At 28.0% G+C, this 15,076-nt stretch carries 15 protein-coding genes; all 15 read right to left on the bottom strand.

Features of this window, described 5'->3' with window-relative positions:
* Positions 1-4 precede the first annotated feature (4 nt).
* Positions 5-1,156, bottom strand: coding sequence for a 1-deoxy-D-xylulose-5-phosphate reductoisomerase (locus tag H8923_RS00490; RefSeq protein ID WP_153971557.1), 1,152 nt, complete (start codon positions 1,154-1,156; stop codon positions 5-7).
* A gap of 148 nt (positions 1,157-1,304) precedes the next feature.
* On the bottom strand, positions 1,305-2,084 hold the full coding sequence (locus H8923_RS00495; RefSeq protein WP_153971556.1) for a phosphatidate cytidylyltransferase: 780 nt from the start codon (positions 2,082-2,084) through the stop codon (positions 1,305-1,307).
* Between the two features lie 13 nt (positions 2,085-2,097).
* A complete protein-coding gene (locus H8923_RS00500; protein ID WP_147541071.1) occupies positions 2,098-2,832 on the bottom strand; it encodes an isoprenyl transferase in 735 nt (244 codons plus the stop codon).
* A gap of 27 nt (positions 2,833-2,859) precedes the next feature.
* Positions 2,860-3,063 carry a hypothetical protein gene (locus H8923_RS00505; protein ID WP_187127796.1) on the bottom strand — a complete coding sequence of 68 codons (204 nt, stop codon included), beginning with the start codon at positions 3,061-3,063 and terminating at the stop codon, positions 2,860-2,862.
* Positions 3,064-3,066: 3 nt separating this feature from the next.
* A complete protein-coding gene (gene frr, locus H8923_RS00510; RefSeq protein WP_153971555.1) occupies positions 3,067-3,621 on the bottom strand; it encodes a ribosome recycling factor in 555 nt (184 codons plus the stop codon).
* A gap of 27 nt (positions 3,622-3,648) precedes the next feature.
* The gene (pyrH, locus tag H8923_RS00515) at positions 3,649-4,353 is read right to left on the bottom strand and encodes a UMP kinase (RefSeq protein ID WP_147541074.1); all 705 of its coding nucleotides are present in this window, start codon (positions 4,351-4,353) and stop codon (positions 3,649-3,651) included.
* Positions 4,354-4,449: 96 nt separating this feature from the next.
* Positions 4,450-5,358, bottom strand: coding sequence for a translation elongation factor Ts (gene tsf / locus H8923_RS00520; protein WP_153971554.1), 909 nt, complete (start codon positions 5,356-5,358; stop codon positions 4,450-4,452).
* Between the two features lie 60 nt (positions 5,359-5,418).
* Positions 5,419-6,141 carry a 30S ribosomal protein S2 gene (rpsB, locus tag H8923_RS00525; protein WP_147541076.1) on the bottom strand — a complete coding sequence of 241 codons (723 nt, stop codon included), beginning with the start codon at positions 6,139-6,141 and terminating at the stop codon, positions 5,419-5,421.
* A 215-nt stretch (positions 6,142-6,356) separates the two neighbouring features.
* A complete protein-coding gene (locus tag H8923_RS00530; protein WP_153971553.1) occupies positions 6,357-7,538 on the bottom strand; it encodes a D-alanyl-D-alanine carboxypeptidase family protein in 1,182 nt (393 codons plus the stop codon).
* Between the two features lie 82 nt (positions 7,539-7,620).
* Positions 7,621-8,679, bottom strand: a complete 1,059-nt coding sequence (locus H8923_RS00535) for a potassium channel family protein (RefSeq protein WP_153971552.1) — start codon at positions 8,677-8,679, stop codon at positions 7,621-7,623.
* A 204-nt stretch (positions 8,680-8,883) separates the two neighbouring features.
* Positions 8,884-9,945, bottom strand: coding sequence for a polymer-forming cytoskeletal protein (locus tag H8923_RS00540; RefSeq protein ID WP_153971551.1), 1,062 nt, complete (start codon positions 9,943-9,945; stop codon positions 8,884-8,886).
* A 228-nt stretch (positions 9,946-10,173) separates the two neighbouring features.
* Entirely contained in the window at positions 10,174-11,286 is a 1,113-nt protein-coding gene (locus tag H8923_RS00545) for an AI-2E family transporter (protein WP_153971550.1), read from the bottom strand.
* Positions 11,287-11,325: 39 nt separating this feature from the next.
* Positions 11,326-12,636, bottom strand: a complete 1,311-nt coding sequence (locus H8923_RS00550; RefSeq protein ID WP_153971549.1) for a hemolysin family protein — start codon at positions 12,634-12,636, stop codon at positions 11,326-11,328.
* Between the two features lie 250 nt (positions 12,637-12,886).
* On the bottom strand, positions 12,887-14,050 hold the full coding sequence (locus H8923_RS00555) for an AI-2E family transporter (RefSeq protein WP_153971548.1): 1,164 nt from the start codon (positions 14,048-14,050) through the stop codon (positions 12,887-12,889).
* 26 nt (positions 14,051-14,076) lie between these two features.
* Positions 14,077-15,018 carry a protein kinase domain-containing protein gene (locus tag H8923_RS00560; RefSeq protein ID WP_153971547.1) on the bottom strand — a complete coding sequence of 314 codons (942 nt, stop codon included), beginning with the start codon at positions 15,016-15,018 and terminating at the stop codon, positions 14,077-14,079.
* Positions 15,019-15,076 lie beyond the last annotated feature (58 nt).

Genomic DNA, 15,076 nt, shown 5'->3' on the forward strand with positions numbered 1-15,076 from the left:
CATCCTACTTAATTGATTTTTTTACATACTCCCTAGCCCATCTATCTACTTCTAGTATTTCTTCTAATGTTGGGTCTTCTATACTATTATGAGCTTGTAAAGTTTTCTCTATGTAATATGGTATGTCATAGAAACCAATTTTATCCTCTAAAAATTCATTTACTAGAACTTCATTAGCTGCATTTAAAACTGTACAATATGTCCCTCCCATTTTTAAACAATCAAATGCTAATTTTAAGCATGGGAATGTCTCTAAGTCTGGCTTTTCAAAAGTAAATTTAGAAAACTTAGCAAAATCTAGCCTTTCAAAGTCATTTAACATTCTATCTGGATATGTCAGTGCATATTGAATCGGAAGTCTCATATCTGGACATCCCATTTGAGCAATTATAGAACTATCATTAAATTGTACCATTGAATGAATTATACTTTGCGGATGTACAACTACATCTATATCTTTATAATCTACATCAAATAACCATTTAGCTTCTATAACTTCTAACCCTTTATTCATTAATGTAGAAGAATCTATACTTATTTTTCTCCCCATACTCCAGTTAGGATGTTTTAACGCTTCATTTTTAGTAACATTTAAAAGTTCCTCTTTACTCTTACCTCTAAATGGCCCTCCTGAAGCTGTTAATATTATTTTATCTATATTTTTATTCTTTTCTCCATTTAAACATTGAAAAATTGCACTATGTTCACTATCTACAGGAAGTATATCTACATTGTATTTTTTAGCTTCACCCATAACCAATTTTCCTGCTGTAACTAATGTTTCTTTGTTTGCAAGTGCTATAGCTTTTCCATTTCTTATAGCACATAATGTAGGTACTAATCCTATCATTCCTACTATTGCAGTTAAAAGAACATCTATTTCATCTAGCGATGATATTGTTTTCAGACCTTCCATACCACTTAACACTTCTATATTTATATGACTTGGTATTCTTTCCTTTAAATTTTTCGTACTAGCTTCATCATAAACCGCTACATACTTTGGTTTAAACTCTATTATTTGTTCTAGCAATAAATCCACACTACTATTTGCTGATATAGCAACTACTTTAAACTTATCTGGATTTTTTCTTACAACATCTAGCGTTTGCGTCCCTATTGAACCAGTTGACCCCAATATTGATATTTTTTTCATATTAAATTGTTCCTTTCTAACATGATATTAAAACTATATTGTATTTTACTCTCTTTGTATTATACCATTATTAAATCTATTATTAACAATATTCATATAAATTTCACATACCATTATACAAATAATTAAAGCTTCAGATAAACTGAAGCTACTTAACAAAAAGATTTATTGCATTATATACAAATGGTGCAACCAATATAACACTATCAAATCTATCTAATATACCACCATGACCTGGTATTAATTTTCCATAATCTTTTATTCCTACATATCTTTTTATAGAAGATGCAAATAAATCCCCTAATTGTGCAACTATACTTCCTATACTGCCTATAACAGTCATATGAACTAAGTCTAATTTAAATAAATATCCAAATAAAACACAGCATACTACGCTTCCTATTATACCTCCAATAGATCCTTCTACTGTTTTTTTAGGACTTATCTTTGGTATTAGCTTATGTTTCCCAAATAAATATCCACTAAAATATGCAAATGTATCTGTTGCAAAAGATATTATAAATATTAGCCATACATAAATTTTACCTAATTCAAAATTATTCATAGTTAAGACTATAAAATCCATAAATATTCCTATATACATAATTCCTAAAACCGTAATAGAAATATCTATTATATCATTTCTACAACTTAATAGATAAATAATCCCAATTAAGAATAATATAAAACCTAAAGAAAGTGTATAAGATATTGGTAGATTAAAATAATTCTTTGCTCCCATATAAACAGCAAAAACATATCCTAACCAATATATTGGCTTTATACCTTTTTCATTAAAAGCTTTAAAAAATTCATGTAAAGCAATAGAAATTAATACTATTTCAGTTATATATAGAGGCAAGCCTCCATATAACATAATTCCAAGTAGTGGGACTAAAGCTAATGAAGCAATAATTCTTGTAAGCATATAATTAATCTCCTTACTTAAGTCCTCCAAACCTTCTATCCCTATTTTGATAAACATATATTGCCTTTTGTAGTTCTTGCCTATTAAAATCAGGCCAGTGTATGTCCGTGAAGTAAAACTCTGAATAAGCTAGTTCCCAAAGTAAGAAATTACTTAATCTTTGCTCTCCACTAGTTCTGATAAGTAAATCTGGGTCTGGAGTAGACTTTGTACTTAAATAGTTTTTTATAGTATCTTCATTTATACTATCTATATTTATTTTATCAGATTTACAATCTTTTACTATATCTAAAACTGCATTTGTTATATCAAATCTACTTCCATAATTTAGAGCTAAATTTAATGTAACTCCAGTATTATATTTTGTTAACTCTCTAGCTCTATCCAACTCGTTTATACACATCTCAGGTAATTTACTAATATCACCTATTGTTGTTATCTTAACATTATTTTTGTGTAACTCTCTTATTTCATTTTTTAGGTATGTTACTAATAAATTCATAAGAGTATCTATCTCTATCTTAGGCCTTTTCCAATTTTCAGTTGAAAAAGCATACAATGTCAAGTATTTTATATTAAGTCTAGAACATTCTTTGACAACTTCTCTTATAGTTTCCACTCCAGCCTTATGTCCAGCGGTTCTTGGAAGGAACCTTTTTTTAGCCCATCTCCCATTTCCATCCATTATTATAGCTATATGAGTAGGTACATTTTCTAAATCTATATTATAAATTAATTCACTATTCATATCTGACTCCAATATTGTTCTGACTCCTTAAAATAAGGAGTCAGAAAAGTATGTGATTATTAACTCTACACTATCTTCTAATTCAGTTACTTTAATAACTTTAGGAATTATAAGTTTATCTTTATCTTTATTTCCTTGAATCGTCTTAATTGTATAGTTAATATTTTTGTCTTCAAAAAACTTTTTTACATCATCTACATGAAGGCCTAAAAGTTCATAGTATTTATTCACTTCTTATACCGCCATTATATCTGCTTCTTTAGCATCTACTAATGTATCTATTTCTTTAACATACTTATCAGTAGTTTTTTGAACATCTTCTTGAGCTTTCTTTAATTCATCAGCAGTTATTTCGCCATCTTTTTCCATCTTCTTAAATTTATCGTTAGCGTCTCTTCTTTCATTTCTTAATCTAACTTTAAATTCTTCTCCTACTTTATGAGCTTTCTTAGCTAATTCTTTTCTTCTTTCTTCTGTCAATGCTGGTACGTTTATTCTTATAACATCACCATCACTAGTTGGATTTAACCCTAAATCAGAGTTTCTTATAGCTTTTTCTATTTCAGACATCGCTGATTTATCCCAAGGACTTATCATTAAAGTTCTTGGTTCTGGAACAGATATAGCTCCTATTTGGTTTATTGGAGTTGGAGTTCCATAGTAATCAACTCTTATTTTATCTAACATTTGAGGATTAGCTTTACCAGCTCTTATAGTTGTAAATTCAAATTTAAGTGCTTCTATAGTCTTATCCATTTTTGCTTTTAATTCATTGTGTACTGTTTTCATTTTAGGTTTCCTCCTTTAATTTATATATTATTTTACTATTGTACCTATATTTTCGCCCATTACTGCTCTTATTATATTCTCTGTTGAAAGTTCAAATACCTTTATTGGTATATTATTATCCATACATAAAGATGTAGCTGTTGAATCCATTACTTTTAATTCTTTTTGTAAAACTTCTATATAGCTTAATTCTTCAAATTTCTTAGCATCAGCATGTACTTTTGGATCTTTGTCATATACAGCATCAACATTTTTTGCTAATAATATAACTTCTGCTTCCATTTCAGCTGCACGAAGAGCCGCTGTTGTATCAGTTGAGAAATATGGATTTCCTGTACCTGCACCAAATATTACAACTCTATCTTTTTCTAAATGTCTAACTGCTCTTCTTCTTATATAAGGTTCTGCTACTTGTCTCATTTCTATAGCTGTTTGTACCCTTGTTTCCACACCTATATTTTCAAGTGCATCTTGAAGAGCCATAGAGTTCATTACTGTTGCAAGCATCCCGATGTAATCTGCAGTTGTTCTATCCATACCTTCAGATGTTCTTCCTCTCCAGAAGTTACCTCCGCCTACAACTACCGCTACTTCTACATCTATTTCTCTTAATTTTTTTATTCCAGCAGCTATGTCATTTACAACTTCGTTATTTATGCCAAAGCCTTTTTCCCCTGATAAAGCTTCTCCGCTAAGCTTTAACAATACTCTTTTGTACATTGGTTTATCCATCAGAAATCCTCCTATTAAACTAATCCTAATCTATGTATTTTTATAATTTCTTACATTCCTAAAAAAGAGAACACGCAAGTGCTCTCTTTTGGTTAATTACTTAAGTTGCTTAGCAACTTCTTCAGCAAAGTTTTCTTCTTTCTTTTCTATACCTTCACCAACTTCGAATCTTACAACTCTTCCTACTTCTATTTCAGTTCCAACTTTTTTAGCAGTTTCAGCAACTAATTGCTTAACTGTTAAGTCTCCGTTTTTAACGAAAGGTTGTTCTAAAAGACAAACTTCTTTTAATTGCTTTTCTAGTCTACCTTTTATCATCTTTTCAACTATGTTAGCTGGTTTTCCTTCATTTAAAGCTTGTTGAGTTAATATCTCAGTTTCATGAGCTATGTACTCAGGATCTACATCGTTTCTAGAAACGTATTTTGGATTCATTGCAGCAACTTGCATTGCTATATCTCTTCCCATAGATATAACTTCATCATTTTTAGCAGAAGTTAAAAGTTCAACAAGAACTCCTATCTTTCCTCCACCATGTATGTAACCTGCTATTTGACCTTCAGTAGTAACTTTTTCAAATCTTCTTAAGTCTAATTTTTCACCTATCTTAGCAACTCTATCATTTAAAACATCTTGTAATGCTTTACCTTCTTTGTGAGTTTCTGCTAATAAAGCAGCAACATCTTTAGCTTCTGACGCTAAAGCCATTTCAGCAGCATCCTTAACGAATACCTTGAAATCTTCGTTCTTAGCAACGAAATCTGTTTCTGAGTTTACTTCTACTACTACAGCTGAAGTATTGTCAGCGTTCATTTCTATAGCAACTAAACCTTCAGCAGCAACTCTGTCAGCTTTCTTAGCAGCTTTAGATAAACCTTTTTCTCTTAATATATCAACAGCTCTTTCCATGTTTCCTTCAGCTTCTTGTAAAGCTTTTTTACAGTCCATCATTCCAGCGCCAGTATTTTCTCTTAACTCTTTAACCATTTGTGCAGTTATAGCCATTTTGAATTCCTCCTATATATTAGTAATGGTAAGGGAATGACCCTTACCATTCATTTTTAATTATTCTTGATCTTCAGATACTTCTTCAGCTTCGTCAGCTATTGCTTGTCTACCTTCTATTATAGCAGTTGCCATAGCACCAGTTATTAATTTAACAGCTCTTATAGCATCATCATTTCCTGGTATTGCGAAGTCTAATTCATCTGGATCACAGTTAGTATCTACTATACCTATTACTGGGATTCCTAATCTATGAGCTTCTTGTATAGCTATATTTTCTTTTCTTGGGTCTACTACAAATATAGCACCTGGTAATTCAGGCATATCTTTTATACCATTTAAGTATTTTTCTAATTTTTCTTTTTCAGCTCTTAATTTTATAACTTCTTTCTTAGGAAGAACGTTGAATACACCTTCATTTTCCATTCTTTCTAAGTCTCTTAATTTATTTATTCTAGTTTGGATAGTTTTGTGGTTTGTTAACATTCCACCTAACCATCTTTCGTTAACATAGTACATTCCACATCTTTCAGCTTCTTCTTTTATAGCTTCTTGAGCTTGTTTCTTAGTTCCTACGAATAAGATTGGCTTTCCAGTTTCAGCTATTTCTTTAGTGAATCTGTATGCTTCTTCTACTTTCTTAACAGTTTTTTGTAAATCTATTATATAGATTCCATTTCTTTCTGTGAAGATGAACTTAGCCATTTTAGGATTCCATCTTCTAGTTTGATGTCCAAAGTGAACACCAGCTTCTAATAATTGTTTCATTGATATTACTGACATTGCTTTACCTCCTTGGTTTTATACCTCCGGTGTGATCAACTCCCTAAAAAACCTCCTGTAGGCACCTTTTAAGGATCCCAACACCGTGTGTGATTATTTAGTATTTTATTTTTTCACCTCTAGTAGTATATCATAGGCATTTATAAAATACAATATTTTTATTTATATATATTTTTTTAACATTTTATTAGAATTATGTCCATTTTTGTATTAATTTACTCAAAGAATAATATTTTAATTTTATTTATAATAGATGCGTTATCTACATCATTCGCACTTACTATATTTATGCTACCTAAAATCTCACCATTATCAGTGTAATATTTTATTACTCCTAATACATCTCCTTTTTTAACAGGATAAGTAATTTCTTTAAAAGTAACTTGAGACTTTAAGTTTTCTTCTTTATTTAATACTACATATAATTCATCTTCAGCTACTAAAACTACTTCTAAGTCATTTATTTTTTTTATATATTTTTTCCCTATTAACTCATCTTTTTCTATTACAGTTTTACTTTTAAAGTCTTTTTTAGCATGATTGAGTATAGATACAGCTGCAGAAATTCTTTTGTCCTTATGATTTGCACCTAATACCACACCAATTACTCTTCTATCTTTCTCATTATCTTCATTTTTATTTATTTTCATAGAAAATGATAAGCAATATCCAGCGTTACCAGTATATCCTGTTTTTATTCCATCTACCTCTGGTATTATTCTAAGTAATGCATTTGTGTTATTTTTTACAAATCCCCTTTGTGGATTTGAGTAAGTAGACATATCAGTAATTGATATAACCTGTTTTTCATAATTATCAAACATATATTTTGCTAAAGTTGATATATCCCTTGCTGTTGATATATTTTCCTTTGGCGGTGCTTTAGGGTCACTTAAGTTGTATATAGGTAATCCATTTGGATTTACAAAGCTGGTATTTGTCATACCAATTTCTTTTGCTTTTTTATTCATTCTTTCTACAAATGCTTTTTCATCTTTACAAATATGTTTTGCTATACCAATTGATGCGTCATTACCTGATACTATCATCAGACCCTTCATAAGTTCAATTAAAGGAACTTCTTCTCCTACCTTCAGATGATAGCTTGACCCTTTCACTTTGGCTATATCTTTATCAACTTTTATTATATCATTAGGGTTTACTTCTTTATTCTCTATTGCTTCTATAGCAATTAAGAATGTCATCATCTTACTTAAACTAGCTAAAGGTCTTTTTACATCAGGCTCCTTGTCATATAATACACGGCCAGTTTCTTGGTCTATTAGTATTGATGACTTTGAATACTTATCTACTTTATCTAAAGCATATATTGGTCTAGGAGTTACAAATGCTAAGATGATTGTAAGTATTAGTAGTTTTTGTGCTCCTTTTTTCAAAATTCTCACCTTCTTGGATTATTAAGTATATCTTATTTTTTTCCTTCTCGGTGAATTTTATATCTAGTAATTATTTACTAACTCATCTAATCATTCTTTTTATTACAAGAGATGCCCAAGTTGAGCCTATTGTTACACCAGAAAAAGCTTCTAGACAAACTAAAAACTTCCCAAATACTGTACTTACAGTCAAGTCACCATATCCTAATGTTGTAAATGTAACTGTACTAAAATACCATAAATCTATATAATTATTAATGGCTTCCTTTATAGAATAACCTTCTATTTTATTTAAATTTATTCCTATAAAGTCTCCATTTGCATTTTTTACTCCACAGAACATGTATAAAAATGCAAATAAGCTAATAATAATTAATGTTATTCTAAGTAGTCTCCAAGGCCTTTCTCCATAGCCTATTGTATATTTAGATAATAAATCAAAAAACTTATCGTTCAAATAACTACTATATCTAGGATAATCACTACTCTTCATCATCTTACTAGCATAATTTCTTTCATTATAATAATAGTATCCTATTCTTTCACTATCTCCTATTATGTTCGCTTGAGTTCTAGCTATTCTATAATTTATCTTTCCATATAAAGAATTATCTTTTGAGTACTTTACAAATCTAAGCACTAACTTTGTACAGGGACTAAAAATTATACCTTCTAACCTAGGTAAATTCTTAGCACTTGTTATTACAAATGCTTGTCCATTAAAGTGAACTTTTTCAAATGCTTTATTCGCAATATACTTTTTATTAAACTTAGTTTTAGTAAGCTCACAGTTTTCAAAAAAAATAGAACTCTCAAAGGTAATGTATCCTCTAAAATCAGTATAATTTAAACTCAATGTTTTTTTAAACTCATATTTATTGAAAAATACCTTTCTTTTAAATATAGCTTCATCAAAGTTTAATTTTAAGTAATTGTAGTTAACTACATCTCTAATAATAAAATCTTCTTCAAAAATAAATCCCCTAAAATCACTTATTTTTTCTTTCATTATTAAATAAATAAATAATGAATTTTCCTCTCTGCTTTTATTTTCCTTATGAAATATACAATACCCCGATGAGTCCGCTCTTCTACAACACTTAGTTTCCGCATTATGAACAGATCTCCATCTACACTCCATTACTATAAAAAACCTCCAAACTATTCGTATAATATAATTAGTTTGGAGATTTTTATAGTAATTATTCAAAGAAGTATACTTACTTATATATTACACATACTAACAAAGTAGCCTATTGTAGTTTTTTAATACCTAGCATGTGTTCTAAGCAGTTGATTTTGGTTCAAAAACCTCCTTTTATAAAATAGCAACTATGTTGCTATTTTATTTTGCCTTAAGTAATAAATATATTTTTATACTTACAAATCCCATTACAAACGATAAGCTAAGTAGCCAGGCTACAAAACTTATATAAGGGATTAACATAATTAATCTTATAATTATTATTCCTCCGAGAATCTGAATATAGAATCTGCTTTTCGTAAATAAGATTTTTCCTAACATTATTCCTACTATTACTGGGCATAAATACATAATTATACTGTACAAAATTAATATAATTATACCTATTGGCATTCCTATAATAGTAATAATCATTAGTATTGATATAATTGGAATCAATATTAAAGTAGATAATCCGATTAATAAATATTTAATAATTCCTTTTAAATTCCTATCTACTTCTATAAAAGATTTTTTAAATATAATATATATTATGAAACCCATTAAAATCGCTGTACATATACTCATAATTTCCCATGATATATCTGATTTATTTAACCATACTTCATTACCTTTAGTTACTTTTTCATAATCAATATCATTTAATGTTATTTTTGAATTTATAACAGGTTGATTGGGTGATTTGACTTTAATATTCCCCATAACTTCTGCATTTTCCATAAGTACTAAAGTCTCACAATCTACATTAAGATCGCCCTTTATTATACCATCTATGAATATGGTTTCTCCACTAGCATATAGGTCATTAGTATACCCCTTAAAATTTATACTTCTTGCTGCAGCATATATTGCATTTGAATTTGTATCTTTACTTATACTTATATTTTCTGCTGCTGCTGTAATATTTTTAGTATTTTTAACATTTATATCTAGCTTTTGACCAACAATTCTAATGTTACCTTTTACTTCTTCAGACTCAATACTTATATCTTTAGCTGCTGATATTATATCCCCTAATACCAAATTATCTATACTTATAGTTTGACCAAATGCATAAACGTCTCCATCTACATCTTTATCTATACTTATATTATTATTGAATGAAAATAAATTTGAAGATGTAGTTGTATTTTCAGCAAAAACATTGCTAGTTAATATAAAAATTATTAATAATGTAAAAATATATAATATCTTTTTTTTCATATTAGCCTCCTAAATAAAGATTTACTGCTCTATTAAGAAGTCTATTATTTAAATTTTAAACTTATGATAAATATAAAATCTTAATTTAAAATCTGTATTTTCATGATATTATTTTTCATACAAACTTTGTATTAAGATTACTAATGAAAACATTAAGATTGTATTAAGATTAAATTAGCATATCTAAATAAAATTAACCTTTAGCTCATAGCTAAAGGTTAATTTTATTTAAGACAATGTATATTTTTTAATAAATCTTTTTGTATATATTATAATAACTGCAGCAATAGGTACTGACATCATCATTCCAATAAACCCTATATATTGTCCTGCTAATGTTACTGCAAGTATAGTAACAATCGGTGGAACTCCTACTTGTTTTCCAACAAAATATGGTTCTAGTACAGCACTTTCTATCTGCTGAGCAATTATCATTGCTATTAATATAATAATTGCTTTATCAAATGAAAATAGTAAATTTACAAAAGTTGCTATTATTGCACCTATTATTGGTCCAAAGAAAGGAATCATATTAGTAATAGCTATTACTAGCCCTAAGAATAATGCATACTTAGATTTTAATATATATAGAAGTATTGTACATCCTACGCCATATATAGCAGAATCAATAGCTTTTGCAACTATATATGTTCCTATATTTTTATCTAATATATTTACAAACTCGCAAATCTTTGGATAAAACTTTCCAAATAATATACTACTTAAGCTCTTTATCATGTTTATAACACTTTCCTTTGATAATAATATATATACAGAAATAACAATCCCTAAAAATATATTAATAGTGTAAGAAACTACTTTACCCATTAAGCTTAATATTGTTTCACTAAGGGAATTAGCAATCCATGTAGATAAAGGTATTAAAGTAGTACTTAAAAACTCATTAATCTGTTCTTTTGCATTTAAGCTATTTATATTTAAATTAATTCCATCTGATACATAGTTTATAATATTTTCCATTTGTTTTATACCATCTGGTATATACTGTGATATTTCAACTATACTCGATTTAATCACAGGAACTACATACAACCATATAAAAATTATAACAGCTAATAAAGTTCCATAAATTATAGCTACAGAAATACCTCTTTTAAGGTTAAATTTACCTTCTAAGTATCTCATAGGATAATTTAGAACATATGCAATTACAAATCCTGTCATAAATGGCGTTAATACTCCTGCAATTATATCTATATTATGTTTTATAAACCTTAAAATTTCACTATAATTTTGTATAACTATTATACCTAAAAAAATTAAAACTATAGGAATTATATACCTAATAGATTTATAAACTTCATCCTTTATTTTATTCATTATTTACTCCTTATCTCATTTTAATTCCTTAATAATTTATTATCTAAGAATAGTTATTTTAATTTCTTCTATCCTTCTATTTCCAAGCTTTAAAATCTCGTACTTAATATTATCTATTGTTATTTCCTTCTTTTCTTTAGGGACTTCACCCATGTGAGTTATTAAGTACCCATTTAATGTATCATAATCTCCATTAACGATATTTTCATTAAAATTTCTTTTAACTTCACTAATAGGTAATATTCCTTTTGCAATGTAAGTATTTTTATCAATTTTAGATATTTCAGATTCTTCTATATCGTATTCATCATCAATATCTCCAACTATCTCTTCAATTAAATCTTCCATAGTAACTATTCCAGAAAATCCACCATATTCATCAACTAATAAGGCTAAATGTATTTTCTTCTCCTTAAGTATTTTGAATAGTTCATTTGTTTTCTTATTTTCAGGTACAAAGTAGGGCTCTTGTATAATATTTTTCATATTAATATTTTCAAATCCTACCTTCTTAGATTCTATAAGTAAGTCTTTCATATAAAGTACACCTACAATATTGTCGATATTACCCTCGTATACAGGTATCCTAGAGTATCCTAAAGAAAGTATTTTATCTAAGGTATTATTTACATCATCATTTATATCAATTAAAAATGTATCCTTACTAGAGGTCATTATTTCTTTACAAACTTTATCATTGAACTCAAACACTCCATATAACATCTTTTTTTCATCATCTTCAATACAACCATCTTGCTGTGATTTAGCAATTAATGTTCTTATTTCTTCTTCAGATACTTTTTCCTCTATATCCTCAGAATCATTCTTCGTAATTTTTAAAATTAACGATGTAGAAAAAGATAATATTTTAATAAAAGGCTTTGCCAATATAGAAATGTAGTAAATTATTTTTACTGAAGATAATGCTATTTTTTCAGCTTTTTTAAGAGCAATCCTCTTTGGCACCAATTCTCCAAAAACTAATGTAAAATAGGATAGTAAAAGTGTTACTCCTATCATTGAAATTTCATTAGTATAAGGAATATTAAGTGTACTTAGCATATCATTAATATAAATTGATATACCTGTAGCTGCAGATGCACTTGAGAAAAAACCAGCTAGTGTTATTCCTATTTGAATTGTAGATAGAAAATTACTAGGTTCCTCAATAAGACGTTCAAGTAATTTGGCTTTAATATCACCTTGTTTGCTCAAATTATTGATTTTTGATTTGTTTACAGAAACTATTGCCATTTCTGCTGATGCAAAAAATGCATTTATAGCTGTTAGTGCTACTATTAAAAATATTTGCGGTATTAAGCCCGCGGGGTCTGAATCTAAATTACTCATTTTTTCCTCCTAAAATTTTTTATATAAAAAAGACCTTCTAAATAAACATCTGTATTTTTAACAGTGCTTATTTAGAAGGTCTTGCAAACAAGTTTATTTCCTTGCTAGTCAACCGGGATATACTCCGAAGTGACGATTGACTATCACACAAGTGAATGCTACTCCCCTTCTGGGAACTATATTAATTTATATGATATATAATTATAATTTGTTATTATATATTTTGCAATAATTTATGTGAAATTTAACATTACATATATTCTTCAGTATCTTCTGGTAGACCTTTACGTCTTAATTTTCCTTCTACAATTTCTTTTATTATAGAATATATTATAGCAAATATAGGAACTCCAATTACCATTCCTACTATTCCAAAGAATTTTCCTGCTACTAATAACGCAAATAATATCCAGAATGCAGAAATACCAATTGAGTCGCCTAAGATCTTAGGCCCTATAATATTTCCATCTATTTGTTGAATTATTAATATTATTACTAAGAACCAAACAGCCTTTATTGGTGAAACAAATAGTATTATTATAGCTGAAGGTATAGCTCCAAAGAACGGTCCAAAAAATGGAATAATATTTGTTATCCCTATAATTACTGATATTAATAATGTATACGGCATTTTAAATATACTTAACACTACAAATGTTAATATCCCTATTATTACTGAATCTATTATTTTTCCACTTAAAAATCTACCGAATGTATAGTTACTTCTGTAAACTAACTCAAAAACTCTATTCGCAACCCTTTTAGAAGATATTGCATATACCATTTTCTTCCCAATAGCATAGAATCTTTCTTTATCTATCAATAGATAAGATGATACTATTAATCCTAATACTATATTCCATACGCTTGATGCAATTGTAACTACCCAGTTACCTAATATAGGTAATAAGTCTGTTGCAAATTGTATTGTGAAGTTTACAACTTCATTTAATTTTTCATTTGCTAAAGTAAGATACTTTGGATCCAAGTCTAAGTTTTTCATTACTTCATCTAGTAATACTGTTAAATTATTTAGATACGTAGGTATATTGTTAGCTAATCCTACAACACTATCTATTAACTGTGGAACAACAAAATTCATAAATAAATAAATAATTAAAAACGCTGTTATATAAGTAAAAATTAAACATAGATTTCTCTTTGTTTTCTTACTCATACTTTCAAAGTTTTCTATATTTGATAACTTCTCCTCGTAAAACATCAATATAAAATTCAATATGTACGCAATTACAAATCCTATAATAAATGGTTGTAATATTCCTATTATCTCACTTATTTTACCAGTAAAAACATTAAGTTGAGATGCTATAAGATAAAATATAATACTACAGCATACTACTATAAATGAATATACAGATACTGTAGTGTACTTATCATTCCAATTAATCTTCATTTCCGTCTCCTTAATTAAATCAAATTTTAGATAAAACTCAGTACAATCATAATTGCTAAGAATAAAACAAGCATACTCGTTAGCAATTTTCGTTTTAAATTAACGTTCTTAATGTTAATTTCTTGTTCTTCATAGTATTCACTATTCTCTTCTTCTACTTGAACATCTTCATATATAATACGACTTAAATCAATTACAATTTCTTGAGTTGTCTTGTATTTATTATCTCTACTTAATAACTTCCTTATAATTGTCACAATATCCTCTAAGCTTTTGTCATATTCTAAAAGGCTCCATCTAACCCCTTTGTCAACTTGCTTTAACATTTCTTTGTCATTATAAGCATATCCAAAAGGAAGTTCTCTAAATACCATTTCAAATAAAATTATACCCATAGAGAAAAAATCACTTTCTTTGTCCGTATAATCTATATTCAATTGATGAGGACATAAGTAGCTTCGCTCTTTATTAAATCTTAAATTTACACCTTTATTTGCTTTTGTAATACCAAAATCAAATATTTTTATATTTTTATTTTCATCTATAAATATATTGTTTGGATCAAGACTTCCGTGATATAAATGGTTTACATTAGCAATTTCTAGTGATTTTACAATATTCATTGCTAAACTTGCTATTGTGTTTCTATCTAATATATTATTATAGATAAAACTTTTCAGTGATTCTCCCTTAAAATATTCACTTACTATATAATAATATACATCATATTCAGTACAATGTACATCTATATGCAATAACTTTCCAATATGTTCAGAATTTATTTGACTCAAAACAGTTGATTCATCTATTAAATCTGGCATGAAACCTATTCTCAAATTTTCAACATTTTTTATAAGTTTTAAATAAACAGTCCTATTGTAATAGGTATCCCTCGCTGTATATAATTTACCAACTTGTATTTCATTACCGTAATTCAAAATTTCATATCTATTTCCTATAAACTGCATTATTTCTTTCCTCCACAAATCGTATAACTCAACACTAAAACAATTATACCAATTTATT

This window comes from Romboutsia faecis (genome assembly GCF_014323405.1).
In the GTDB taxonomy this organism is placed as follows: domain Bacteria; phylum Bacillota; class Clostridia; order Peptostreptococcales; family Peptostreptococcaceae; genus Romboutsia_E; species Romboutsia_E faecis.

Bases quoted from the DNA above. Each gene is read 5' to 3' on its own strand.
- H8923_RS00555 (WP_153971548.1), bottom strand. From the start codon at position 14,050: ATGAAGATTAATTGGAATGATAAGTACACTACAGTATCTGTATATTCA.
- H8923_RS00560 (WP_153971547.1), bottom strand. From the start codon at position 15,018: ATGCAGTTTATAGGAAATAGATATGAAATTTTGAATTACGGTAATGAA.
- H8923_RS00500 (WP_147541071.1), bottom strand. From the start codon at position 2,832: ATGAATAGTGAATTAATTTATAATATAGATTTAGAAAATGTACCTACT.
- pyrH (WP_147541074.1), bottom strand. From the start codon at position 4,353: ATGGATAAACCAATGTACAAAAGAGTATTGTTAAAGCTTAGCGGAGAA.
- H8923_RS00490 (WP_153971557.1), bottom strand. From the start codon at position 1,156: ATGAAAAAAATATCAATATTGGGGTCAACTGGTTCAATAGGGACGCAA.
- H8923_RS00545 (WP_153971550.1), bottom strand. From the start codon at position 11,286: ATGAATAAAATAAAGGATGAAGTTTATAAATCTATTAGGTATATAATT.
- frr (WP_153971555.1), bottom strand. From the start codon at position 3,621: ATGAAAACAGTACACAATGAATTAAAAGCAAAAATGGATAAGACTATA.
- H8923_RS00550 (WP_153971549.1), bottom strand. From the start codon at position 12,636: ATGAGTAATTTAGATTCAGACCCCGCGGGCTTAATACCGCAAATATTT.
- tsf (WP_153971554.1), bottom strand. From the start codon at position 5,358: ATGGCTATAACTGCACAAATGGTTAAAGAGTTAAGAGAAAATACTGGC.
- H8923_RS00495 (WP_153971556.1), bottom strand. From the start codon at position 2,084: ATGCTTACAAGAATTATTGCTTCATTAGCTTTAGTCCCACTACTTGGA.
- rpsB (WP_147541076.1), bottom strand. From the start codon at position 6,141: ATGTCAGTAATATCAATGAAACAATTATTAGAAGCTGGTGTTCACTTT.
- H8923_RS00535 (WP_153971552.1), bottom strand. From the start codon at position 8,679: ATGGAGTGTAGATGGAGATCTGTTCATAATGCGGAAACTAAGTGTTGT.
- H8923_RS00540 (WP_153971551.1), bottom strand. From the start codon at position 9,945: ATGAAAAAAAAGATATTATATATTTTTACATTATTAATAATTTTTATA.